The sequence below is a fragment of the Pseudomonas azadiae genome (genome assembly GCF_019145355.1).
Taxonomy (GTDB): Bacteria; Pseudomonadota; Gammaproteobacteria; order Pseudomonadales; family Pseudomonadaceae; genus Aquipseudomonas; species Aquipseudomonas azadiae.
In genome coordinates, this window is sequence record NZ_JAHSTY010000002.1 from 1498059 (window position 1) to 1519260 (window position 21202).

Genomic DNA, 21202 nt, shown 5'->3' on the forward strand with positions numbered 1-21202 from the left:
AAGGCGTCAGTGCAAAGAACGGAAAAATAAAAAACGAAAAATTATAAAAAAACGAAGAAGATTTTGAGGCCAGCGCAGAGCATAAGTAGTTCCTATCTATACCCGCCATCGGAACGCGGTTAGCGTGGCCGCAAGCTGTTTACTGCTGTGCTTCTATTAAAAGCGGAGTGTAAATGGAACAGGTATCGAGAATACCTGCTATTTGGCCGGGCTATCGGAGGTTTTATGTTTAACAGAACGCTTAGGGCTGAGCTCGCGGACACAAGAGCGCAAGTGATTGAGTTGCGGGGCGCTATCGCAACGCTTGAGCAGTCAATGGCCTATGTCGAATTTGGCGTTGATGCAAATGTGATTCGTGCCAACGACCGTTATGCGGCGGCGCTGCAGTATCGACCCCAAGATATTATCGGCAAATCGCATAAAGACCTTTGGTCGATTGATAAAGTTTTGGGTACGGAATACACAGGCGTTTGGGAAAAGCTGCGTTCAGGACGCGTCGTAACTGGAACGTTTCCACACCGTGACAGCCGAGGGGAGAATGGTTGGCTTGAAGCCAGTTTCAACCCGCTGATCGACAGCGCGGGAAATACGATAGGCGTGGTTATGTTAGCCCTTGACGTAACGGCAAAAATTACGCGGGAAGAGGGTATGCGGGCCACGTTGAACGCGCTTGACCGAGTGATGGCTGTCATTGAATTTGACTTGTCAGGAAATATCATCACCGCAAATAAAAATTTTCTCGATACCGTGGGTTATCAGCTGCTCGACCTCACAGGAAAAAATCATCGGATGTTCTGTGAGCAAGCCTTATTAGAAAGTTCGGACTACCCAGCATTCTGGCATCGATTAAATGAAGGGCGGTTTGTGAATGGTCAGTTCAAGAGGGTCGCGAAAAACGGAAGGATTGTCTGGCTGGAGGCCAGTTACAATCCCGTATACAGCGTTGATGGGGCCCTGGTTAAAATAATAAAATTCGCAAGCGACATCACTGAGCGTGTCGAGAAATCTGAACAGGACTCACGTGGCGCCGCTCGCGCATATCATATTTCAGCAGATACAGAGCGAGTGGCGGAGCAGGGCGCGCTTGTAATTGAAAACACGGCGGATGAAATGCGAACGATAGCAGGCAGTATCGCGGCTTCCGCTCAGCTAGTTGGATTGTTGGGTGAACGGTCTAAACAGATTACGGCCATCGTTAACACTATTCGTGGCATTGCGGAGCAAACTAACCTGCTTGCTTTAAATGCCGCGATCGAGGCTGCCAGAGCAGGTGATCAAGGGCGAGGGTTTGCCGTGGTGGCGGATGAGGTCAGGCAACTGGCAGGGCGCACTAGTCGATCAACGGCTGAAATTGCCGACATGATTGGAAAAATCATATCTGAAACTCACGATGCAGTTGAAAGCATGCACAGTACTCGTGACGGGGCGCAAAGAGGGGTTTTGCTGGCTGATGAAGCTAAAAAAGTGATTTTGCAGATTCGCGCCGGTACAGCCAACGCTGTTGAGGCTGTAAGCATGTTTGCGTCAAAGCTTGATGAAAGGTAAGTCCGGCAGACCCTGGCTAAATCCGGCGACTTGTATAGCGCAAAGAATAAGGCGCTGGAAATCGACCCCGTTAAGATCGGACTCGTCCTTTAGGTAAATACTCATGTCCGTCCGGTGTCTACTGATGCATTTCCGTTACGGACATGGTGAACACCAACTTGGATCTGCCAGCGTTGGAATAGGAGTGGGCAACATCGGTTCTCGCCACTGCAGAGCTCCCGGCGGGGATGACCAGCTCTGTTTCTCCCACCACGCATTTCAAGGTGCCTTTCTCGACATGAAACAGTTCAAGCGTGCCTTGAGGGTGTCCCGGTGAAGCGAAGGACTCGCCTGGATGCATTTCCCAGCGCCACAGCTCGATCATGTCAGGGCCTGAGGTTCCCGCCAGAAGGCGCGCCGTTCCTCCCAGGTCGCCGGTCCAGAGCGTGGGGATGTCCTGGCTGTCAATGAGATGAGCCGATGGGGCTTCGGTCACATTGACGATGTCTGCGACGGACATTCCCAAAGCGGCGGCGATTTTGCAAAGGATGCCGATACTGGGGTTGGCCGTACATCTCTCTATTTCGACGACCATTCCTTTGCTTACGCCTGCGCGGCGGGAGAGTTCATCCAACGTGATCTTCTGTGCTTTGCGCGCCTGTTTGAGGGTGCGCGCCACGGCCAGGCTGACGGCTTGAGCATCTGCGCCCGCGGTAGTAGTCGACAGGCTGGTATTGGTGGTCATCGACGGGATCATGAAAAAAATGTGTGATGATTCTCGGCTTTTACCCATCGTCCCGTCAATCTGCTCATGGGTGATGGCACATACGCTGGTCATTATATTGACTTATTCGGTCATTGCTGACTAGCATGAAATGAATGTGGATTTCTGGAGATTCCTGATGCAATCCGTAATGCCGTTGATCGACCAGGCCGTGGCTGAATTGGCTCCGCAGTTCAGGGCCCTGAGTATCGTGGTGGAGGCTGCGCCGCTGGCCCATCCTGAGGTGGCCCAGGCCGCGCTGGACCGCGCCTGCAAGGCCGTGCAAGAAGGTGGCCCCAGCTGGGGAGAAGCCCATCTGGCGGGCTGGGCCGAGACATTTCGAAAGTTCGGGGCCAAGCCACAGCGCACGCCTTGTTCAGCTGACGCACTGCGTAAACGTGTTTTACGTGACGGCAGCTTGCCCAGCCTGGATCCCATCGTCGATCTCTACAACGCAATCAGTATCGAGTACGCCGTCCCGGTTGGCGGGGAGAATATGGCAGCCTATGCGGGCTCGCCACAGCTGGTAGTCGCCGAGGGCACCGAGCCTTTTGACACGATGAAAGAGGGCGCTCCTGCCGTCGAGTATCCAGACGCCGGCGAGGTCGTCTGGCGCGATGACAAGGGCGTGACGTGTCGCCGCTGGAATTGGCGGCAAGGTGTCAGGACCCGTCTCGGTGCCGATGCGAAGTGCATGTGGTTCATTCTGGAGAGTTTGCCGGCGATGCCGCTTGAAGCCTTGACGGAAGCGGGGGACAAGCTGATCGAAGGTTTGCAGCAAATGATGCCAGGCGTCCGGATCGAAAGCTCGCTGATTGGCCCTGGCGCGGAATAAAGCTCCTGGGATAGCCGGGCAGGTCGGAGCCCAGCATCAGCACCATGACCTCACCGTTCGAGTCATGCCGAGAGTGCGTGCCGTCGATCTGGCCAAGCAGTCGATCATTGGGCATCAATGCGGATCGTAGCCAATTGGGATCGACTTTTGAAATGAGGGTTCAGAACGCCCAAAGCCTGACAGCGGATTGGTTGTGTTACTCACTCTCCATTAATGGCATCGCTCAATACAACAGGCTCAGTGCCTCGGCAACGAGTAATGCTTGATGCGGCACGGATAGTCCTTGCCGTCGCCTTTGCAGATGCCGTCCAGGTATCGGTAATCGACGCCGACCACTTGCCCTTCTTGGGGCCAGGTTCGGCGTGGAAGCACAGCCTGATAGTCCGACGTTTCCGGCGTGAACATGATCGTTGCGCCTCGCTCCGGGCAAATGACCGTCGCCGTCTTTGCGCTTACTTTCAGGATCTTGGCCCGCAGCTGTGGATAGGGTTTTGTCACGGTATCAGTGACACGCAACTCCATACTGCAGACCTGCCACGATGAGGCCAGGACAGGTTGGCTGAGCGTTGAAAGCAACGCAGTAAGCAGCACGTAGCAGGGCGCCTGATTTTTCATAGTTGCCAGGTCCTGGATAACCTGTCCCTGGTGGGGGATGAGCACAACATTTCGCGTCGCCATAATAAGCTCCAGCTTCGCTAAACAGTTTCTTAAGGCCATTGGCATATCATGCCATTTACGTGCGAACACATTGTTGGAGATTTTGATCTTACGGACTATGTCATACGGGGCGTCTTTGCATCGAACCGTGTGAATACGTAGCCAGCCGGGTAATGACGATAGCCACCTCAGTGCGGGAGATCGACAGCGTCGAAGCCGTCCCGGCGCTGGAGGCCGGCGACATCGACCGGGCCTTCGCTCGGCTGGACGGTGATCTTGGGGCTTCGATACCTGCAATGCTTTTTCCATGCCACTGCGCTCGTCACGACATTTTGCGAAGCGACGGAACGCACTTCATGCCGCACCCGAGGGGAAAAGCCGCTGGTCCGGCAGGTTGCGATCAGATTGTCGAAATACCAGATCTGCGGTTGCGTTTGCGTCCCCCCTATGGGCGAGTCCACGTTGCCGACAGAACTGCAGGGGTCAGATAGTGGGCAAACAATTACGCAAGTGTTATCTTTTGAAATAGACTGACCTAACGTTAATCAGACTGGGTGTATCAGGATGACATCTTCGACAGGTTGGTCAGCATTGCTCCTCGGGAAAAATGGATTGCGCTCCGCGGCATTGGCAGGAGGCGTTGCGCTCCACGCGATCAATGTCTACTTGGTGACGACGATTCTGCCTTCAGTGGTCGCCGACATCGGCGGCCTCGACTATTACGCCTGGAACACCACGTTGTTCGTGGTGGCCTCGATCATCGGTTCCGTGCTGTCGACCAAGTGCCTGGCAGGATTGGGCCCCAGGGCTGCCTATGTCTGGGCGGGAGTGATCTTCGCCATCGGCTGCGCGGTGTGCAGCCTGTCGCCGAACATGGCGGTCATGATTCTCGGCCGGACGATTCAAGGGCTGGGCGGGGGGCTATTGTTCGCGCTGCCCTACGCCATGATCCGCCTGGTATTTGCCGAGCCATTATGGCCGCGGGCGATGGCATTGATCTCTGGCATGTGGGGGGCGGCAACGCTGATCGGGCCGGCGGTGGGCGGTATTTTCGCGGAGTACGACGCTTGGCGCGCAGCCTTTTTGGCACTCATTCCGATCACTGCGTTGTTCATGTTGTTGGCCTGGTCGCTGCTACCGAAGAAAAGCGTCGAGGCACCTCGACCTGTCGGAGTTCCGATGGCGCAGCTGGTGCTGTTGAGTGGCGTGGTGCTGGCGATTTCGGTAGGCAGTATCAAACCGGATGCGCTGTATAGCGTCCTGGGCCTGGCGGTCGGTCTGTTGCTTCTGTATTTCGTCTACCAAGTGGAAGTGCGTGCGACCTTGCGGTTGTTGCCCAAGGGCGCGATGACGACCCGCCATGCATTGCTGCCGCTGTATTTCTCCATGAGCTTGATGGTGATAGGCATGACCAGCGAAGTCTTCGTGCCGTATTTTCTGCAAATACTGCATCTTCAGACACCGCTGCTGGCCGGTTACATCAGCGCGCTAATGGCGGCAGGCTGGACGTTGGGCGCGCTGTACAGTTCTGGGTTGAAGCCCGATTCAGCGACCCGCGCGATTGGCATCGCACCGTTCTGCATCGTCGCAGGGCTGATCGTGGCGTTTATCTTCGTGCCGCGCTCGGGGCCTTCGATCATCAACGTGGCAGGTGTGTGTGTCGGGATGCTGGTGATTGGCCTCGGAATTGGCCTGGCGTGGCCGCATTTGCTGACTCGCGTACTGGAGAGCGTGTCCGAGGATGAAAAGGAATTGGCGGGTGCGTCGATCACCACTGTCCAATTGATCGCCACGGCCATCGGCGCGGCATTGGCCGGCATGATCGTAAACCTGAGCGGGTTGTCTTCGCCCGGTGGGCTTGCCGGCGCGTCCAGTGCTGCGGCCTGGCTCTTTGGTGTATACGCCGCGCTGTCGGTGCTGATCTTTGTCACGGTCAGGCCGGTCATTCGAAGCAAGACCGAGCAACCGACGTTTGGCCCGGCTTGACGGTGCTTCGCGCAGAGACCGACTGAATATTCAACAATGAGGCCTCGACGCTACTGACACTTTTCGCATTGGCCTTCCAACCACACACCACCGCCGCCAGGACAGTGTGACAGTCTTTCGCGGGTAACCCCCTACAGCCCCTCACGCCGGCTTCCGAGCTTGGCGTGACTGCGCCAAGCACCCCGGCGAGCACTTGCCAGACAGCGTTTTGCAACCTTCCTGAACGATCTCCCGTAGAAAGTTAAATCTTGTATTTAGGCGCCTGCGCTGTATTATCCAAGCAATGTCTTGTGTATATACCTGAGGCTGGATTTACCTTTAGGCAGATACGGAGGTTTGAATGACTGTGGAGGCGTGGGTACTGGGTTACTCGATGTCGGTGTTCCTGGGCGTACAGGCCGTTGGCGTGAGCCTGTGGCTGAGCATCGCGGTGCTTAACAACTGGCAAGCGTTTCGCAGCTCGGTAGGCGCGGTGGGCGCGACCATGGCCATGGAGCCGTTGCGCCAGAGCCCTGCCATCGAGATTCCCATCTTGGTGCGGGCCGTACGCTCACCCCGTTTGCACCAACTGGCCCTGCTGATAGTTCTGGCCCTGCAATTGGTCGCTGCTCTGGCGGCCTGGACCGGCAGCTATCAGCTGATCCTCGGCGACGGCCTGTTGTCGGCACGGCCCTGGCTCAACCTCGCCCTAAGCGCGTTTTCGGCGTTTGTCTTCGCCATGCTGCTGGGGGGCTTATGGTTCGGCTACTGGATTCGCCAAGAGGGTTTGCAATTGACTCATCTGGTGCTGTCGATCTGGGCGGTGTTGGCCTTCTTCCTGTTCAACCACAGCTGGCTGTGAACCGCGCGTAACACTCTCATCGTGATAAGGACGTCCATGAACAAGAAGAAGATAACCAGCCTGGTGTTGATTCCGGTGGCGGTCATTGCGGTGGTGATGATGTCGCGCGCACCATCCCAGGCTCAGCCTGCCGATGCCCCGGCGGGCGCGTTGACCAAAGTCGCGCTGGGGGCGGTGCAATTACGCCCGGCCAATGTGTATTTCGCCGGCGTCGGTGAGCTGGAAGCGGCTTCCCAGGTGCAGGTTTCCGCCGAGGTCGGCGGGCGGGTCACCTTGATCAACTTCGAGTCGGGCCGCCAGGTCAAGGCTGGCGAGGTGCTGGTCAAACTCAACGATGGTCCGGAGCAGGCCGAGCAGCTGCGGCTGCAGGCCCAGGTGCGCAATGCCGAGATCATTCGCAAGCGGGTGACCGGGCTGGTCAGGGAAAACGCTGCGACCCAGGAACAGCTCGACAACGCCCGGGCCGCCCATGACATGGCTCAGGGCGAGTTGAAAAAAGTCCAGGAACTGATTGCCCAGAAGACTATCCGCGCACCCTTCGCCGGAGTGCTCGGCATTCGCCAAGTCAACGAAGGGCAGTACCTCAATGTCGGCGACCGCATCGTCAGCCTGGTCAACACCCAGGTCCTCTATGTCAATTTTTCCCTGGATGAGCAGCTCAGCCGCCGCCTGGCCGTCGGGCAAACCGTGGGCGTGCTGATCGACGCCTACCCTGACCGGGTGTTCAAGGCGCGGATCAGTGCCGTTGACCCGATGATCGGCCGCTCGCGTACGGTGCAGGTACAGGCCACCCTGGACAGATCGGAGGCCACCCTCAAGCCTGGCATGTACGCCAGTGTCAAAGTGGCCGATACCGAAGTGGCCGATGTCCTGACCGTGCCGGAAACGGCGGTGGCCTACACCGCCTATGGCGATACCGTTTTTCTCGCCCGCCCGGATAAGGGCGCCGCGCTGGTGGTCAAGCGGGTGGCGGTGAAAATCGGCCAGCGCCAGGACGGTTGGGTCCAGATCCAGGAAGGCCTGCAAGAGGGTGACCAGGTGGTGACCTCCGGGCAACTCAAGCTCAGTGACGGCATGGCGGTGCAGCCGACCGATGACACCCTGGTCCTGCCTGCGTCCAAACCGCCTGTGACGGGCATCTGATTCTTCGTCCAGAGAACGCTCATGACTTTCACCGATATTTTCGTTCGGCGGCCGGTGCTTGCGCTCGTCGTCAGTATTCTGATCCTGCTGCTGGGGGTCATGTCCTTGCTGCAGTTGCCGATTCGCCAGTACCCGATGCTGGAAAGCTCCACCATCACCGTGACCACTGAATACCCCGGCGCTTCGTCAGACCTGATGCAGGGCTTCGTCACGCAACCGATTGCCCAGGCGGTGTCGTCGGTGGAAGGCGTGGATTACCTGTCGAGTTCGTCGGTGCAGGGGCGCAGCGTGGTCACGGTGCGCATGGAGCTCAACCGTGACTCGACCCAGGCGCTCACGGAAGTCATGGCCAAGGTCAACCAGGTGCGTTTCCGGCTGCCGGAGCAGGCCTATGACCCGGTGATCGAGCGCTCGTCCGGCGAGTCGACGGCGGTGGCCTATATCGGGTTCTCCAGCCCGACCCTGTCGACCCCGGCCTTGACCGATTACCTGGCACGGGTGGTGGAGCCGGTGATGAGCACCATCGAGGGCGTGGCCAAGGTCCAGGTGTTCGGCGGGCAAACCCTGGCGATGCGCCTGTGGATCGACCCCGCACGGCTGGCCGCTCGCGGCCTGACCGCCGCCGATGTGGCCGACGCGGTACGCCGCAACAACTACCAGGCGGCGCCGGGCAAGGTCAAAGGCCTGTTTGTGGTCGCCAACCTGCGGGTCAATACCGACCTGACCAACGTCAATGAATTTCGCGATTTGGTGCTGCGCAACGATGGCAACGGCCTGGTGCGCCTGAAGGATGTCGGCACCGTGGAGCTGGGCGCGGCGTCCAGCGAAACCAGCGCCACCATGGACGGCGTTTCAGCCGTGCACCTGGGGTTGTTCCCGACACCCGGCGGCAACCCGCTGGTGATCGTCGACGGTATCAAGAAACTTCTGCCGGACGTGCGCAAGACCCTGCCGCCGGACGTCAAGGCCGAGCTGGCGTTTGAAACGGCGCGCTTTATCCAGACCTCCATCGACGAGGTGATGAAGACCCTGCTCGAAGCCTTGCTGATCGTGGTGATTGTCATCTACCTGTGCCTGGGGTCGTTGCGCACGGTACTGATTCCGGTGGTGACCATCCCCTTGTCGATGCTGGGCGCCGCGGCGCTGATGCTGGCGTTCGGTTTCAGTCTCAACCTGTTGACGCTGTTGGCGATGGTGCTGGCCGTGGGGCTGGTGGTGGACGATGCGATTGTGGTGGTGGAGAACGTGCACCGGCATATCGAGGAGGGCAAGACCCCGGTGGCGGCCGCTCTGGTCGGTGCGCGGGAAGTGGCGGGCCCGGTGATCGCCATGACCATTACCCTGGCGGCGGTGTATGCGCCTATCGGCATGATGGGCGGCCTCACGGGGGCGTTGTTTCGTGAGTTCGCCCTGACCCTGGCCGGCGCGGTGATCGTGTCCGGCGTGGTGGCGCTGACGTTGTCGCCGGTCATGAGTTCGTTCCTGCTGCAGTCCAAGCAATCGGAAGGGCGCATGGCACACCTGGCCAACCGCGTTTTTGACGGTCTGGCACTGCGTTATGCCAAGGTGCTGGACCTGTCGCTGCGGCATCGCTGGCTCAGCGGGCTGTTTGCCTTGCTGGTGATGATCAGCCTGCCGTGGTTGTACCAGTTGCCGCAGCGGGAGCTGGCGCCCACCGAGGACCAGGCGGGGCTGCTCACTGCGATCAAGGCGCCGCAACATGCCAACCTGGAATACGTCGAGCGCTTTTCCGCCAAGCTGAATGAGGTCTACGGGCGGCTGCCGGAAACCGTCAGCACCTGGATCATCAATGGCAGCGACGGCATCGCCTCGAGCATTGGCGGCATCAACCTGACGCTGTGGGGCGAGCGCGAGCGCACCGCCGCGCAGATCCAGGTCGACCTGCAAGCGGCCACCAACGACGTGGAAGGCACCAGCATCTTTGCCTTCCAGCTGCCGGCCTTGCCGGGCTCCACCGGTGGCCTGCCGGTGCAACTGGTGCTGCGCAGCTCCCAGGATTACCGCGTGCTGTACGAAACCATGGAGCAGATCAAGCAGAAGGCCCGCGACAGTGGTTTGTTCGCCGTGGTCGACAGTGACCTGGACTACAACAACCCGGTGGTACAGGTGCGGGTGGACCGGGCCAAGGCCAACAGCCTGGGGATCCGCATGCAGGACATCGGAGAATCGTTGGCGGTGCTGGTGGGGGAAAACTACCTCAACCGCTTTGGCCTGGAGGGCCGTTCCTATGATGTGATTGCCCAGAGCCCGGGCACTGAGCGACTGACGCCCGAAGCCCTGACCCGCCAGTATGTGCGCACGGAAGACGGCACACTGATTCCGCTGTCGACGGTGATCCAGGTGTCCGAGCACGTCGAACCCAACAAGCTGACCCAGTTCAACCAGCAGAACGCCGCGACCTTCCAGGGGGTGCCGGCGGCCGGGATCACTCTGGGCGACGCCGTGGCGTTCCTGGAAGGCGTCACCGCCGAGTTGCCCGTGGGGTTCAGCTACGACTGGCAATCCGATGCGCGGCAATACACCCAGGAAGGCAATGCGCTGCTGCTGGCGTTCCTGGCGGCGGTGATCGTGATCTACCTGGTACTCGCGGCGCAGTACGAAAGCCTGATGGACCCCCTGATCATCCTGATCACCGTGCCGCTGTCCATCAGCGGCGCGCTGATTCCCCTGGCGCTGGGCTACGCCACGATCAATATCTACACCCAGATTGGCCTGGTGACCCTGATCGGGCTGATCAGCAAGCACGGCATCCTGATGGTCGAGTTCGCCAACGCCCTGCAGGCCCAGGAACACCTCGACCGTTCCGAGGCGATACGCAAGGCCGCGCAGATTCGTTTACGGCCGATCCTGATGACGACGGCGGCCATGGTGGTCGGCCTGGTACCGTTGCTGTTCGCCTCGGGAGCCGGGGCCAACAGCCGCTACGGTCTGGGGGTGGTAATTGTATCGGGCATGCTGATCGGTACCTGCTTCACCCTGTTCGTGCTGCCGACGGTCTACACCCTGCTGGCCCGCAAGCATTCAGTGGCGGCCTCGACCCCACGGGCCCAGTCCCTGGCACAAACCCTGAGGAGCGAACCATGAAGCCCGGCAAAACTGGCACCACCGTGCTGGCGCTGACGCTGCTCAACGGCTGCATGGTCGGGCCGCATTACGAAACGCCCACGACCCCACCGATCAGCCTGGTCACTGCACAAAAGGCGTTGTTCGCCCAACAGGCGCCGGTGCAGGCCCGGTGGTGGTCGTTTTTTGACGACGCCGAACTCGATCGCCTGATCGACACGGCGCTGGCGCATAACCATGACATCCGCCAGGCACAGGCCAACTTGCTGGCTTCCCGCGCGGTGTTTGATGATCGCCGGCTCGACCAGTATCCCGGCGTCACTGCCCGTACCGCCTATGGCCGCAGCCTGGAGCAGCAGTTGCCGTTCGACGGTGGGCCACCCGAGCGGATGCTGTCACAGACCTATCGCGCCGGCTTTGATGTGCAATGGGAGATTGATGTGTTCGGGCGGTTGCAGCGCCTGACGGCCTCGGCCATGGCGCGCTCGCAGGCGGCCCAGGCGGACCTGGCGCTGATGCAGTTGAGCATCGCTGCCGACGTGGCGCGTTATTACTACGAGCAGCAAGGCTTGAGCCGCAGCCTGGAGGTGGCCCAGGCCCAGGTCAGTGCCTGGCGCGAAACGCTCACGCTGACCAGCGCTCAGGTGCGCGCCGGCAGCGGCCAATTCGAGGATCAGCAAAACGCCCATGCCAACCTGCTGCTCAGTGAGGCGGCGATTCCACCGTTGCTGACACGGATCCAGGAAACCGGTTATCGCCTGGACGTTTTGACCGGCCAACCACCGCGTCAACAGCAGGCCCTGGCCAAGGCGCACTTCCTTGCGCCCCTGGCCCGGCAACTGCCCTTGGGCGATGTCGACCAACTGATCCGCAATCGTCCGGATGTGGTCAGCGCCGAACGCCTGCTGGCTGCCAGCACCGAAGACGTCGGCGTCGCCACAGCCGACTTGTACCCACGCCTGAACCTGGGCGGTTTCATTGGCTTCTTCGCCCTGCGCGGCGGCGACCTGGGCAGCGCATCGCGGGCTTATGAGCTGGCGCCGTCGGTGGACTGGCCGGCGTTTCGCCTGGGCAACGTGCGCGCACGCCTGCGCGGTTCCCAGGCCCAGGCCGAAGGTGCCCTGGCGCGCTATCAACAGTCGCTGCTCAAGGCCCAGGAAGATGTGGAAAATGCACTGATGCGCCTGGCGCAGGACCAGACCCGCCTGGGCGCGTTGCTGGCGTCCGCCACACATGCCGAGCACGCGATCGACATCGCCAGCAAACGCTACCGCAGCGGTTCGGGCACCTACATGGCGGTGCTGGAAAACCAGCGCGCGTTTTTCCTGATCCAGAAGGACGTGGCCGATGCGGAGACAGCGTCCTATCTCAACGCCATCGCGCTATACAAGGCGCTGGGCTGGGGCAGTGGCGGTGCGGCTCAGGCTCAATCAGCGGACAAACCATTGGCTAGCAATTGAGCCTTGAGGTCGGGCCGGTAGTTGCGTGCGTACGTGCGGCCCACGGTGCTTGACCAGGACTGGCCGTCCGCACGGCCAATGATCTGCCAATGGCGCATCAGGTGCTGGTCATAGGCACTGATCGCCGGTGCCAGCGCGGCCCGGTTGTAGCGCTCGTCGTGACGGAAGGCCTCGATGCCCATGCGCGGTTTCTGCGGCGCCGGCTCGTGCACATGACCCAGGGCCAGGCCGCACAGGGCGAAGGTCTGCTCGGGCAGCCCGAGCAGTTCGATCATCGCCTCGGCGTTGGCACGAATGCCGCCCACCGGCACCACGCCCAACCCCAATGAGCGCGCGGCGATCATCAGGGCGCTGAGGATAATGCCGCCATCGGTGCTGGCGGCGATCAGCCCTTCCAAGTGCCGCTGGATTTGCTGTTGCTGACCATTGAGCGCGGCACCGACGGCGGTCTTGTGAAAGTCCACCACCAGCGTGATAAACACCGGCGCCGACACGATCCAGGGTTGGCCGCCCGCGACCGCCGCAATGCGCTGGCGGGTGTTTGCATCGCGCACGACCACTACGGAAATATGCTGGGCATTGAATGACGTCGGTGCCAGGTGGCCGGCCCGCAAGATGGCATCCAGGTGTTCGTCGCTGACGGGCGTGGATTGGAAGCTGCGGTCGCTGCGGTGGCTGGCGAGCAAGTCGATGGTCGGGGTCATGGCCTTATTCCTTTAGGGCGGCTGGAGTGGGGGCGGTCAGGCGCGCGGCTGGATGTTATAGACGCAACGCCGGTCGCCGGAGATCAGGTGTTCGCAACGTTCGACAAGCGCGTCCTCGCCCATGGCTGCACGAAATATCTGCAACTCCGAGCGGCAGAAACCCTGGCATTTGCGCGCGGCGGCACAGATCGGGCAATGGTTTTCGATCAGCAGCCAACCTTTACCCGCAGGTTCCATATGCGCCATATAGCCGGCGAGTTCGCGGATGCGCACCAGGATGGCGACTTTCTCTTCCAGGGACGAGGCTTGCGAACACGCCTGAACGTACTCCTGGCGATTGGTCGCTTCCATGCTGGTGATGATTTTCTCGATGCCGTCACTGCCGAAAACCCCCTCGATGGATTCGATCAGGTGCAGGGTCAGCACGCTGTGGGAATCGGGGAATTTGTTGTGCGCAGTGTCCGTCAGAGCCCACCTCAACGAAGGGCGGCCGGCCCCGGAAGTGGGCGCAGAAACGCCGAGGATCAAATCCGATGCCTGCAACTTCTGAATTTGTTGCCGGGCTGCCTCAAACGTGAGTTCGAGCAAGGAAGCCAGTTCGGTGGTTTTCAATGGGCCACGGGTCTTGAGCAAAAACAGGATGCGTTCAGCGGTGGATGGCTGGGTATCGTCGGCAGGTTTGGAGGTCATAAATCGCGTGTAACCATGGGGAGTGAGGGCATCACTGGAGTTCGTCGACCTTTGGCGCCATCCATTGCGTAAGGGGTATTGGACATGAGCATAGTCATTTTTGCTGCTCAGGAAAATAATAAATAAAAGGAATTAATAGTAAATTATAAAGAACAAATAATTATAAAAGGTTTGCCTTGCTTTTGTAGGGCTTACGACTAGGATCGTAGCTAGCTTTTTGGAAGCTGCTCGTAAACGTTCATTTGCACACGACTCCGGACCGTTAGAAAACACGCTACGTCCCAAGCACTGATCGCTTGCCGACGCCGGTGAACACAAAGACCTCCAAGGAAGAGAATCTGTATGAATGCGCAAAAGCCTACGACCATCTATGAGCACGCTGATGAAGTAACCGCTCTGTCCAGCGTGGTCGACCTGGTGAAACTCTCCGACCAGTATCGACAATCCGCCATCCTTCACTTCGCCGTAGCGCAGCACCTCTTCGATCAAACCACCCGCCCGGCTACCGCCGACGCAATCAGCCAGCAATTGGGCTGGGTGCCCAACAAGGCGAAGATCTTTCTCAATGGCCTGGTTGCCCTGGGCCTGTTGAAGAAGTTCGCCGACACCTATACCAACCTGCCCTTGGCCGAGCGTTTCCTGGTCAGCCGCAGCGCCGAGTTCATCGGCCCGATCATTGCTCACCAGCGCTTGCAGTGGCAGAACTGGCCGCGCCTCGGGGAAATCCTGAGCAGCACCGAGTCCATGGATTTCCAGCAAGAGAACCGCTTCAAGCACGACATTGCTGCGCGGGATGCCTTCAACGATGCGATGGTGCGCTTCAGTCAGCCCATGGTCGATGTGCTCAAGGAATTGCCAGTGTTCGATACGGCCAGCAAGGTCATCGACCTGGCCGGTGGCCACGGCACCTACATCGCTGAAATCGCTCGGCGCCACCCCCAGGTCCAGGGCGAAATCTGGGACCTGGCCGCTACGCGCCAGTCTGCCGAAAGCACCATCGAGAATTACCAGTTGGCGGGGCGACTGACGTTCAAGGAACGTAACCTGCTGGACCTGGCCCGTTACGAAGGTGAAAGCGCCGACGTAATCATGGTCAATGACTGCCTGCATTATTTTAACCGCGAAGAAACCAGCACGCTGATCCGCTCGGCTGCACAGTTGGTCAACGACGGCGGTTCGCTGCTGGTGCTGAGCATGACCTTGGAAGACGACGAAATTCATCCGGCGCTGTCGGCGGATTTCTCCTTGCACATGATGGTCAACACGGTGCACGGCGAACTGCATCCCACCCGATGGATTGCCGAGCAGATGGTCTCCCAGGGCTTTGAGGTGGTCCAGGAGCCTATCGGGCGCTACAGCCTGTTGGTGGGTCGCCGTAACGAGGGGAGGGTCGCCTGATGCTGCGCTTTATTACCCTTTACAGCCCCAACACGGCGACACGTCTGAACGGGTTTCTCGAACCGTTGAACACCTGCGCGAAAGCGGCCGGTTTTGAAGTGTGCGCGGCCGTGGAGGGCGCACAGTTACCGCAGGCCGATGGGTTTATCCTGCTGGTGTCAGCGGCAGACAGCCTCGACACCCTGAATACTCGGCTCGCGCAATTGGCGGATGGTTATCACAATAAGGCCGTCTGCGTCGTGCGCCTTACCGAAGGCCGCGCCGGGCAAGCTGCCGGCGATCCGCTGAGCGCGACATTGCTGCAACACGCGGCCTGTTTCATTTACCCCCATGGCCTGGCGATCACTGACGCAGGCGTGTCCGCGGACACCGTGAAAAACTGGCTGGCCGGTTTTTCCAAATTCGCCGCCGCGATCAAAATGTGGCGCTCCCTGGAAGGTGTATCCATCGAGGCTGCCGCACTGGAATCCCAGCGCCCGCAACTCACCCATATCAACATCCTCACCCGTAACCTGGAAGCCTCCCAGGCGTTCTATCGCGAAATCTTCGGCGCCCACTATTGCTACAACCTGGGGCCGCGCAAAGTGGTGATGGAGTTGAACGGATTCGACTTCTTCATCGAACACAATCCCGACTTTGTCTACCCGCCGGGCTACCACATCGGCATTCGTGCGCTGCCGGACGACGTCAAGCGCATCGCCGACAAGGTGGCCGCCGACGACAACATCACCCTGGTCAGGGGCAATGGCCCTGCGCCGGGTTATCACCGCGGCCCGGACAACGTTCGCACGGCGGTGTATTTCGAAGACCCCGATGGCTTGGTGGTTGAGGTGTATTCCACCGAAGTCGAGATGATCGAGACCAATCGAAGGTTGCTGCTCGACCGACTCTGATACCTGACTGACCCACACACGCCGAGCGGTTTCGCGCTCGGTCGTGGACGTGTTCGCTCGGAAAAAAGGTGTACCTATGACGAATCAATACGGTTGGCATTGGCCGACGCTACCGAGCCCTTTGCCAAAGAACGTGTCTGATCGGGTATTGATGGGCTACCCGCAGGCTTACGTCGAATATGAACTGACCCGGCAAATCGCCGACGCCACCGGACAGTTGATGAGCGCGCCTATCGAGCAACTGCTGCGGGTGGTCGAGTCGCTTGCCGAACCCCTGGTGCGGCGTATCGCCGCCGGTGAAGTGCTGGGTTGCAAGGGCGACCCGCGTATCGACGTGTTCAGCCCAGCCATGTGCGACGTTCCCGCTGCCCAGGTCGAGATCGGCCTGGAGCCGCAGCGCGTCGACGCGGTCATGACCGCCTACGCCGGGCTGGGCCTGGACCGAAGTTGGATCGAGAAGGAAACCCCCAACCATCGGGTCAGCCTGGCGAGCTTTCGCATCGGTCGCTACCCGGTGACCAATAGCGAATACCGCGCCTTCCTGCTGGATACCGGTTATCCGTTCTTGCCTACCGGCTGGGCCTTTGGGCGCTTTCCCCAGCACCAGGCCAACCATCCGGTGTACAGCGTCAGTGACGTCGATGCCGACGCCTATGCCCAATGGCTGAGCCGGCGCACCGGGCGCGCCTTCGCACTGCCCAGCGAGGCGCAGTGGGAATACGCCGCGGCAGGGCCGCAGCGCTCCCAGTTTCCCTGGGGCGAAACCTTCAATGTCGAGTACGCCAACACCATTGAGTTGGGGTTGCTCGCTTCGACACCCGTCGGGGTGTTCCTCGAAGGCGCCTCGATGTTTGGCGCGCTGGACATGGCCGGCAACGTGGAAGAGTACGTTGCCGACGATTATCGGGCCTATCCGGGCGGGCCTGAGATCAACGATGACCTGGTGCTGGATGTCGGTCGGCACCGGGTAGCCCGTGGAGGCAGTTTCACCCGCTTCAGGGATCTTGCGCGCAACCAGCGCCGACATGGACGTTATCCAAGACCCATCTATGTCATGGGATTCCGTTTGGTAGAAAACAACGTTGACCAGAACGTCCCACACGCATAGAGGCTTAGTCATGGACACTCCAGTAACGCTCCATACGCAAGTTCCCATCTCCATTCTCGGCGGCTCCGTCAACGCCCACTTCTTCGGGTTCAAGGGCTTTGACAAGAACAATGAACACTTTGCCGTCAAGGCCGGTGAGCCCGATGCCGATGTGCCCCTGGTGCGCGTGCATTCCGAATGCATTACCGGTGATGTATTCGGTTCCCAGCGCTGCGATTGCGGACCGCAGTTACAGGAAGCCTTGAAAGCGCTTGATGCCGAAGGCGGCTACCTGATCTACCTGCGCCAGGAGGGTCGCGGTATCGGCCTGTATTCGAAGTTTGAAACCTACCTGCTGCAAGACGCCGGTATGGACACCTACGAGGCCAACCTGAAGCTCAACCACCCGGAAGACTCGCGCAGTTTCGCCCCGGCGGTCGCCATGCTGCGTGCCCTGGATGTACATCGCTGCCGGCTCCTGACCAACAACCCGGACAAGGTCAAGCAACTGCGCGACGGCGGGATCGACGTGGTCAGCTCAGTGCCGACCGGGGTGTTCCTGACCAAGCAGAACCACAACTACCTGCGATCAAAAGTCAGTAAGTCGAGCCACACCATCAAGCTTTGATTTCATTCCTCAGGAAAAGGACTTTTCGATGAGACACATAGGCCCTATCAGCGGCGTCGCCGCCCATGCTGGTGAGTTCATCGCCACCGCCGGTTACGACAACCAAGTCATTTTATGGAATGCCCATACCGGGCATTCGATCCACCGTGTCAGCCATGACCACTTAGCCAACCAGTGCGCGTTCAGCGCCGATGGCAAGTACCTGGTGAGTGCCAGCAGTGACTACACCGCCCGCGTTTGGGAAGTGCCGAGCATGCGCCTCAAAGCCGTGCTGTCGGGGCATGACGACGATGTGGAAATGGCGGTGTTCTCACCGGACGGTGCGTCAATCGCGACCTGCTCGCGCGATCATCAACTGCGCCTCTTCGACCTCGACGGCAACCTCAAGGGCACCTGCCGCGGGCATCAGGCCGACGTGATTTCCGTGGTCTGGTCGCCGGATGGCAAGCGCCTGATTTCCAGCAGCGACGACGGCACGGTGCGCCAGTGGGACACCACCACCTTCGAGCAATGCGATGAAGTCGACATCGGCGGCGTCGAGACCGATACCGTCGCCATTACCCGTGCCGGCGTGGTGTTTGCCGGTGACGACGAGGGGCGCATCTCGATCATCCATGGGGGCGATATCCGCTCCATCCCTGCCCACGATGCCGGGATCAAGCGCATCGTCTGGAATGATGAAAAACAGCTGCTGGTAACCTTGAGTTATGACCGCCTGGCGATCCTCTGGCGCTTCGATGGCACCGAGCTGGAGCGCCTGCGCAGCACCAATTTGCCGAGCATCGTCTGGCCACGCAGCTGTGCGTTCGTCGGCAGTGATGCCTTGGTGTTCGCCACCTTCGGCTCGCGCTACGCCACCTGGGATTATGAAAACGATCAGTGGGCGGTGGACGGCATCCAGCCGGCGGTGAGCATCAATGCCGTGGTGACCACCGACGGCGGGCAATACAGCATTGGTGACGCGGGCTTGCTGTTTCGCGATAACCAGCCCGTGAGCGGTGTCGGCAGCCTGTGCAACTTCCTGCTGCCGTTCGGCCCGCTGCTGCTGACCGGCGGGCAGATGGGCCAGGTGTTCGATGCCCTGAGCGGGCGCCTGTTGTATCAACATCGCTCGCCGCTCAATTGCGGCACGACGTTCCAGCGCAATGGCCAACTTCATGCACTGATCGGAACCTACACCGGCGAAGGCCTGGTGTTTATCATCGCTGGCGATAACAGCCTGGAGCTGGTGGCGTCGATCCCGATGCACGACAACGCGATCAAAGGCGTGGCGGCCAACGAGCATCACCTGTTCAGCGTATGCGCCTCGGCCGCCGCCGCCCTGCACACCATCAGCGACTTCAGTTGCGCACGGCATATCGAAAATGCCCACACGCGTATCTCCAACGGTTGCTGCCGGGTCGACGGCGGTTTCGCCAGCATTGGTCGCGACCTGAAGCTGCGCCTGTGGCTGGAGTCCGGTGACGAGGTGTATGACACGCCGCACCGCAATTCCATCAAGTGTATTTGTGCCTCGGCCGACGGGGAAGTGATTGCCACTGCGAACTACAGCGGCACCATCGCGCTGTTCGACTTGCCCAGCCGTTCCTGGCAGCAAGTACAGCGTCCCACGGCCAGTGGCATCTCCTGCATCACCCACAGCACGGCCAGCGATGATTTCCTGGCCAGTTCCTACGATGGCCAGATCTACGGGATCGCCACCCGTCGCGCCTCTTGACCCAAGGACTGCCTGATATGAGCAAGCAAGCGCAATTCATGGACGTATCGACGTACCGCCGGGCGCTCGACACCTCATTCGTCCACCGCTACAGCCATGGTGAAGATGAGTGGTCCTGGGACATCGGCATGGCCAAGGCCGCCCGGGTTTTCCTCGATGCACTGGGGCCGAAGCCGGACCAGCACATCCTCGACGTGGGCGTTGGCCGTGCACGAGATGCCTCGGAGTTTATCCTGGCAGGGCACCGGGTGACCGGCCTGGACATCGTCGAGAATTCCAGCTGGCCGCTGCTGCGCAAACGCTGGGGCGAGCGTCTCAGCCTGGTGTGCAGCGCCCTGCAGGATTGGCAGCCACCGGCAGGGGAGGTGTTTGACGGCGTACTCGATAATGGCTGCTTCCATCACCAGCATCCGGATGAGTGGAGCCGTTACCTGGCCAATATCCGCCAGTATGCGCGCCCTGGCGCGCTGATTGGGCTCAACGTCTTCGGTGTCGACGCGAGCAACCCGGAGCCGGGCTGGCGCGAGATGGATAACCAGCGTCAAGGTTATTTCTTCACCGAACAGGGTGTGCGCGACACCCTGGAAGCGTTTGGTTTCACTTGGCAGGACCTGGTGGTGATCGAGCGTCAGCACGGTGAGGCGGTGTACCTGTTGGCGCTGGTTCGCACATGAGCCTGGCGCTGGCGCGCGACATGCACTTCATGCGGCTCGCCCTGAAACTGGCTGACCGGGGCGCCTTTACCACGGCGCCGAATCCCCGGGTCGGTTGCGTGATCGCCAACGGCGACCTGCTGCTTGGCCAGGGCTGGCACGAGTGGGCGGGGCAGGCTCACGCCGAAGTCAATGCGTTGCGCGAGGCGGGCGTCGATGCGCGGGGCGCCACCGCCTATGTCACCCTGGAGCCGTGCGGCGGTCATGGGCGCACGCCGCCCTGTGCCGACGCGTTGATCAAGGCCGGCGTGGCGCGGGTGGTGATCGCCAGTGTCGACCGCTCTCAGCATGAGCATCATGGTGTTGAGCGGCTTGAGGCGGCGGGGGTGCAGGTCGAACATCTGCCGTGCCCGGAGGCACGCGAGTTGAACCAGGGGTTTTTCTCGCGTACCGAGCGCAAGCGGCCGTGGTTGCGGATCAAACTGGCCATGAGCCTGGACGGTCGAACGGCCCTGGGTAACGGGCAATCCAAATGGATCACCTCGCCCGAGGCCCGGGACGATGTGCAAGTGTGGCGCGCCCGGGCCTGCGCCGTGCTCACCGGCAGCGGCACGCTGCTGGCAGACAACCCGCGCCTGACGGTGCGCCTGCCCGACCCACACACGGCGTTTTCCGCGCCGCTGCGGGTGGTTCTCGACCAGCACCTCAAGGGCGATGCCAATGCCCATGTGCTGGATGGCGCGGCACCGACCCTGGTGTTTCATGGGCCCGGCGCACAGCCGTCGCACCCGCCACCTGCGGGCGTGCGTTTCCGACAGGTCGGGCTGGACGGCGAAGGGCTTGATCTGCGGCAGGTCATGACGGTCCTGGCTGAGGAGGGGTGCAACGAGGTCCAGGTCGAGGCCGGCCCGGTATTGTGTGCCGCCTTTGCGGCGGCAGGCCTGGTGGATGAGTGGCTGGTCTACATCGCCCCGATGTTCCTGGGCAGTGATGCTCGGCCGTTGCTGGCGCTGGATGGCTTGACCGATCTGGGGCAGGCGCAACGGTTGTCGATCATCGAGCAATGCCTGGTGGGGGCGGACATTCGGGTGCGATTGCGGCCAGTCAGCGCCCTGGCGTGATCGTTCCCACGCGCGTGG

17 protein-coding genes and 3 pseudogenes are annotated in these 21202 nt (G+C 60.6%); 16 read left to right on the top strand and 4 right to left on the bottom strand.

The genetic code is table 11. The features are described from left to right. Positions 1–225: 225 nt before the first annotated feature. Positions 226–999, top strand: a pseudogene (locus KVG91_RS28135) (PAS domain-containing protein); the annotation flags it as partial. A 108-nt stretch (positions 1000–1107) separates the two neighbouring features. Then, positions 1108–1545, top strand: a pseudogene (locus KVG91_RS28140) (methyl-accepting chemotaxis protein); the annotation flags it as partial. Positions 1546–1663: 118 nt separating this feature from the next. Here the strand turns inward: KVG91_RS28140 and KVG91_RS23210 are convergent. Continuing rightward, positions 1664–2362, bottom strand: a complete 699-nt coding sequence (locus tag KVG91_RS23210) for a helix-turn-helix domain-containing protein (protein WP_225927044.1) — start codon at positions 2360–2362, stop codon at positions 1664–1666. A gap of 64 nt (positions 2363–2426) precedes the next feature. On the opposite strand from KVG91_RS23210, the gene KVG91_RS23215 reads away from it, so the two are divergent. Continuing rightward, the gene (locus KVG91_RS23215; RefSeq protein ID WP_169375200.1) at positions 2427–3122 is read left to right on the top strand and encodes a B3/B4 domain-containing protein; all 696 of its coding nucleotides are present in this window, start codon (positions 2427–2429) and stop codon (positions 3120–3122) included. Positions 3123–3359: 237 nt separating this feature from the next. Here the strand turns inward: KVG91_RS23215 and KVG91_RS23220 are convergent, their stop codons facing one another. Next, positions 3360–3839, bottom strand: a complete 480-nt coding sequence (locus KVG91_RS23220; protein WP_318840907.1) for a hypothetical protein — start codon at positions 3837–3839, stop codon at positions 3360–3362. Between the two features lie 119 nt (positions 3840–3958). Between KVG91_RS23220 and KVG91_RS27730 the strand changes: the two are divergent. The 6 genes and pseudogenes from KVG91_RS27730 to KVG91_RS23245 all read left to right on the top strand — a co-directional run. Further along, positions 3959–4078 (top strand): annotated as a pseudogene (locus KVG91_RS27730) (LysR family transcriptional regulator); the annotation flags it as partial. Between the two features lie 265 nt (positions 4079–4343). After that, positions 4344–5765: an MFS transporter gene (locus tag KVG91_RS23225; protein ID WP_169375199.1), complete on the top strand. Its 1422-nt coding sequence runs from the start codon at positions 4344–4346 to the stop codon at positions 5763–5765. A gap of 340 nt (positions 5766–6105) precedes the next feature. After that, positions 6106–6606: a DUF2165 family protein gene (locus KVG91_RS23230; RefSeq protein WP_169375198.1), complete on the top strand. Its 501-nt coding sequence runs from the start codon at positions 6106–6108 to the stop codon at positions 6604–6606. 36 nt (positions 6607–6642) lie between these two features. Beyond that, positions 6643–7749 (top strand): efflux RND transporter periplasmic adaptor subunit, encoded by a 1107-nt coding sequence (locus KVG91_RS23235; protein WP_217894942.1) that lies wholly within the window; start codon positions 6643–6645, stop codon positions 7747–7749. A gap of 21 nt (positions 7750–7770) precedes the next feature. Continuing rightward, a complete protein-coding gene (locus KVG91_RS23240; RefSeq protein WP_169378890.1) occupies positions 7771–10854 on the top strand; it encodes a MexW/MexI family multidrug efflux RND transporter permease subunit in 3084 nt (1027 codons plus the stop codon). Continuing rightward, positions 10851–12293 (top strand): efflux transporter outer membrane subunit, encoded by a 1443-nt coding sequence (locus KVG91_RS23245; protein WP_169378889.1) that lies wholly within the window; start codon positions 10851–10853, stop codon positions 12291–12293. Before KVG91_RS23240 ends, KVG91_RS23245 begins: the two co-directional genes overlap by 4 nt. On the opposite strand, the gene KVG91_RS23250 is transcribed toward KVG91_RS23245, so the two are convergent. Further along, positions 12260–12997 (bottom strand): nitroreductase family protein, encoded by a 738-nt coding sequence (locus KVG91_RS23250; RefSeq protein ID WP_217894943.1) that lies wholly within the window; start codon positions 12995–12997, stop codon positions 12260–12262. The two genes, KVG91_RS23245 and KVG91_RS23250, sit on opposite strands and share 34 nt — an antisense overlap. 36 nt (positions 12998–13033) lie before the next feature. Continuing rightward, a complete protein-coding gene (locus KVG91_RS23255) occupies positions 13034–13687 on the bottom strand; it encodes a helix-turn-helix transcriptional regulator (protein ID WP_169378873.1) in 654 nt (217 codons plus the stop codon). A gap of 342 nt (positions 13688–14029) precedes the next feature. Between KVG91_RS23255 and KVG91_RS23260 the strand changes: the two genes are divergently transcribed. The 7 genes from KVG91_RS23260 to ribD all read left to right on the top strand — a co-directional run bounded on the left by KVG91_RS23260 (position 14030) and on the right by ribD (position 21184). Then, positions 14030–15085 carry a class I SAM-dependent methyltransferase gene (locus tag KVG91_RS23260; RefSeq protein WP_169378872.1) on the top strand — a complete coding sequence of 352 codons (1056 nt, stop codon included), beginning with the start codon at positions 14030–14032 and terminating at the stop codon, positions 15083–15085. Further along, a complete protein-coding gene (locus KVG91_RS23265) occupies positions 15085–15978 on the top strand; it encodes a VOC family protein (RefSeq protein WP_169378871.1) in 894 nt (297 codons plus the stop codon). Before KVG91_RS23260 ends, KVG91_RS23265 begins: the two co-directional genes overlap by 1 nt. Positions 15979–16054: 76 nt before the next feature. Beyond that, positions 16055–17086 (top strand): formylglycine-generating enzyme family protein, encoded by a 1032-nt coding sequence (locus KVG91_RS23270; protein WP_057722508.1) that lies wholly within the window; start codon positions 16055–16057, stop codon positions 17084–17086. A 10-nt stretch (positions 17087–17096) separates the two neighbouring features. Further along, positions 17097–17693, top strand: a complete 597-nt coding sequence (gene ribA / locus KVG91_RS23275) for a GTP cyclohydrolase II RibA (RefSeq protein WP_057722507.1) — start codon at positions 17097–17099, stop codon at positions 17691–17693. A gap of 28 nt (positions 17694–17721) precedes the next feature. Then, the gene (locus KVG91_RS23280) at positions 17722–19410 is read left to right on the top strand and encodes a WD40 repeat domain-containing protein (RefSeq protein ID WP_169378870.1); all 1689 of its coding nucleotides are present in this window, start codon (positions 17722–17724) and stop codon (positions 19408–19410) included. A 17-nt stretch (positions 19411–19427) separates the two neighbouring features. Beyond that, positions 19428–20084 (top strand): SAM-dependent methyltransferase, encoded by a 657-nt coding sequence (locus KVG91_RS23285; protein ID WP_169378869.1) that lies wholly within the window; start codon positions 19428–19430, stop codon positions 20082–20084. After that, positions 20081–21184, top strand: coding sequence for a bifunctional diaminohydroxyphosphoribosylaminopyrimidine deaminase/5-amino-6-(5-phosphoribosylamino)uracil reductase RibD (gene ribD, locus KVG91_RS23290; RefSeq protein WP_225927045.1), 1104 nt, complete (start codon positions 20081–20083; stop codon positions 21182–21184). The genes KVG91_RS23285 and ribD overlap by 4 nt, the downstream gene beginning before the upstream one ends. Positions 21185–21202 lie beyond the last annotated feature (18 nt).

Bases quoted from the DNA above. Each gene is read 5' to 3' on its own strand.
- KVG91_RS23210 (WP_225927044.1), bottom strand. From the start codon at position 2,362: ATGACCAGCGTATGTGCCATCACCCATGAGCAGATTGACGGGACGATG.
- KVG91_RS23215 (WP_169375200.1), top strand. From the start codon at position 2,427: ATGCAATCCGTAATGCCGTTGATCGACCAGGCCGTGGCTGAATTGGCT.
- KVG91_RS23220 (WP_318840907.1), bottom strand. From the start codon at position 3,839: ATGGCCTTAAGAAACTGTTTAGCGAAGCTGGAGCTTATTATGGCGACG.
- KVG91_RS23225 (WP_169375199.1), top strand. From the start codon at position 4,344: ATGACATCTTCGACAGGTTGGTCAGCATTGCTCCTCGGGAAAAATGGA.
- KVG91_RS23230 (WP_169375198.1), top strand. From the start codon at position 6,106: ATGACTGTGGAGGCGTGGGTACTGGGTTACTCGATGTCGGTGTTCCTG.
- KVG91_RS23235 (WP_217894942.1), top strand. From the start codon at position 6,643: ATGAACAAGAAGAAGATAACCAGCCTGGTGTTGATTCCGGTGGCGGTC.
- KVG91_RS23240 (WP_169378890.1), top strand. From the start codon at position 7,771: ATGACTTTCACCGATATTTTCGTTCGGCGGCCGGTGCTTGCGCTCGTC.
- KVG91_RS23245 (WP_169378889.1), top strand. From the start codon at position 10,851: ATGAAGCCCGGCAAAACTGGCACCACCGTGCTGGCGCTGACGCTGCTC.
- KVG91_RS23250 (WP_217894943.1), bottom strand. From the start codon at position 12,997: ATGACCCCGACCATCGACTTGCTCGCCAGCCACCGCAGCGACCGCAGC.
- KVG91_RS23255 (WP_169378873.1), bottom strand. From the start codon at position 13,687: ATGACCTCCAAACCTGCCGACGATACCCAGCCATCCACCGCTGAACGC.
- KVG91_RS23260 (WP_169378872.1), top strand. From the start codon at position 14,030: ATGAATGCGCAAAAGCCTACGACCATCTATGAGCACGCTGATGAAGTA.
- KVG91_RS23265 (WP_169378871.1), top strand. From the start codon at position 15,085: ATGCTGCGCTTTATTACCCTTTACAGCCCCAACACGGCGACACGTCTG.
- KVG91_RS23270 (WP_057722508.1), top strand. From the start codon at position 16,055: ATGACGAATCAATACGGTTGGCATTGGCCGACGCTACCGAGCCCTTTG.
- ribA (WP_057722507.1), top strand. From the start codon at position 17,097: ATGGACACTCCAGTAACGCTCCATACGCAAGTTCCCATCTCCATTCTC.
- KVG91_RS23280 (WP_169378870.1), top strand. From the start codon at position 17,722: ATGAGACACATAGGCCCTATCAGCGGCGTCGCCGCCCATGCTGGTGAG.
- KVG91_RS23285 (WP_169378869.1), top strand. From the start codon at position 19,428: ATGAGCAAGCAAGCGCAATTCATGGACGTATCGACGTACCGCCGGGCG.
- ribD (WP_225927045.1), top strand. From the start codon at position 20,081: ATGAGCCTGGCGCTGGCGCGCGACATGCACTTCATGCGGCTCGCCCTG.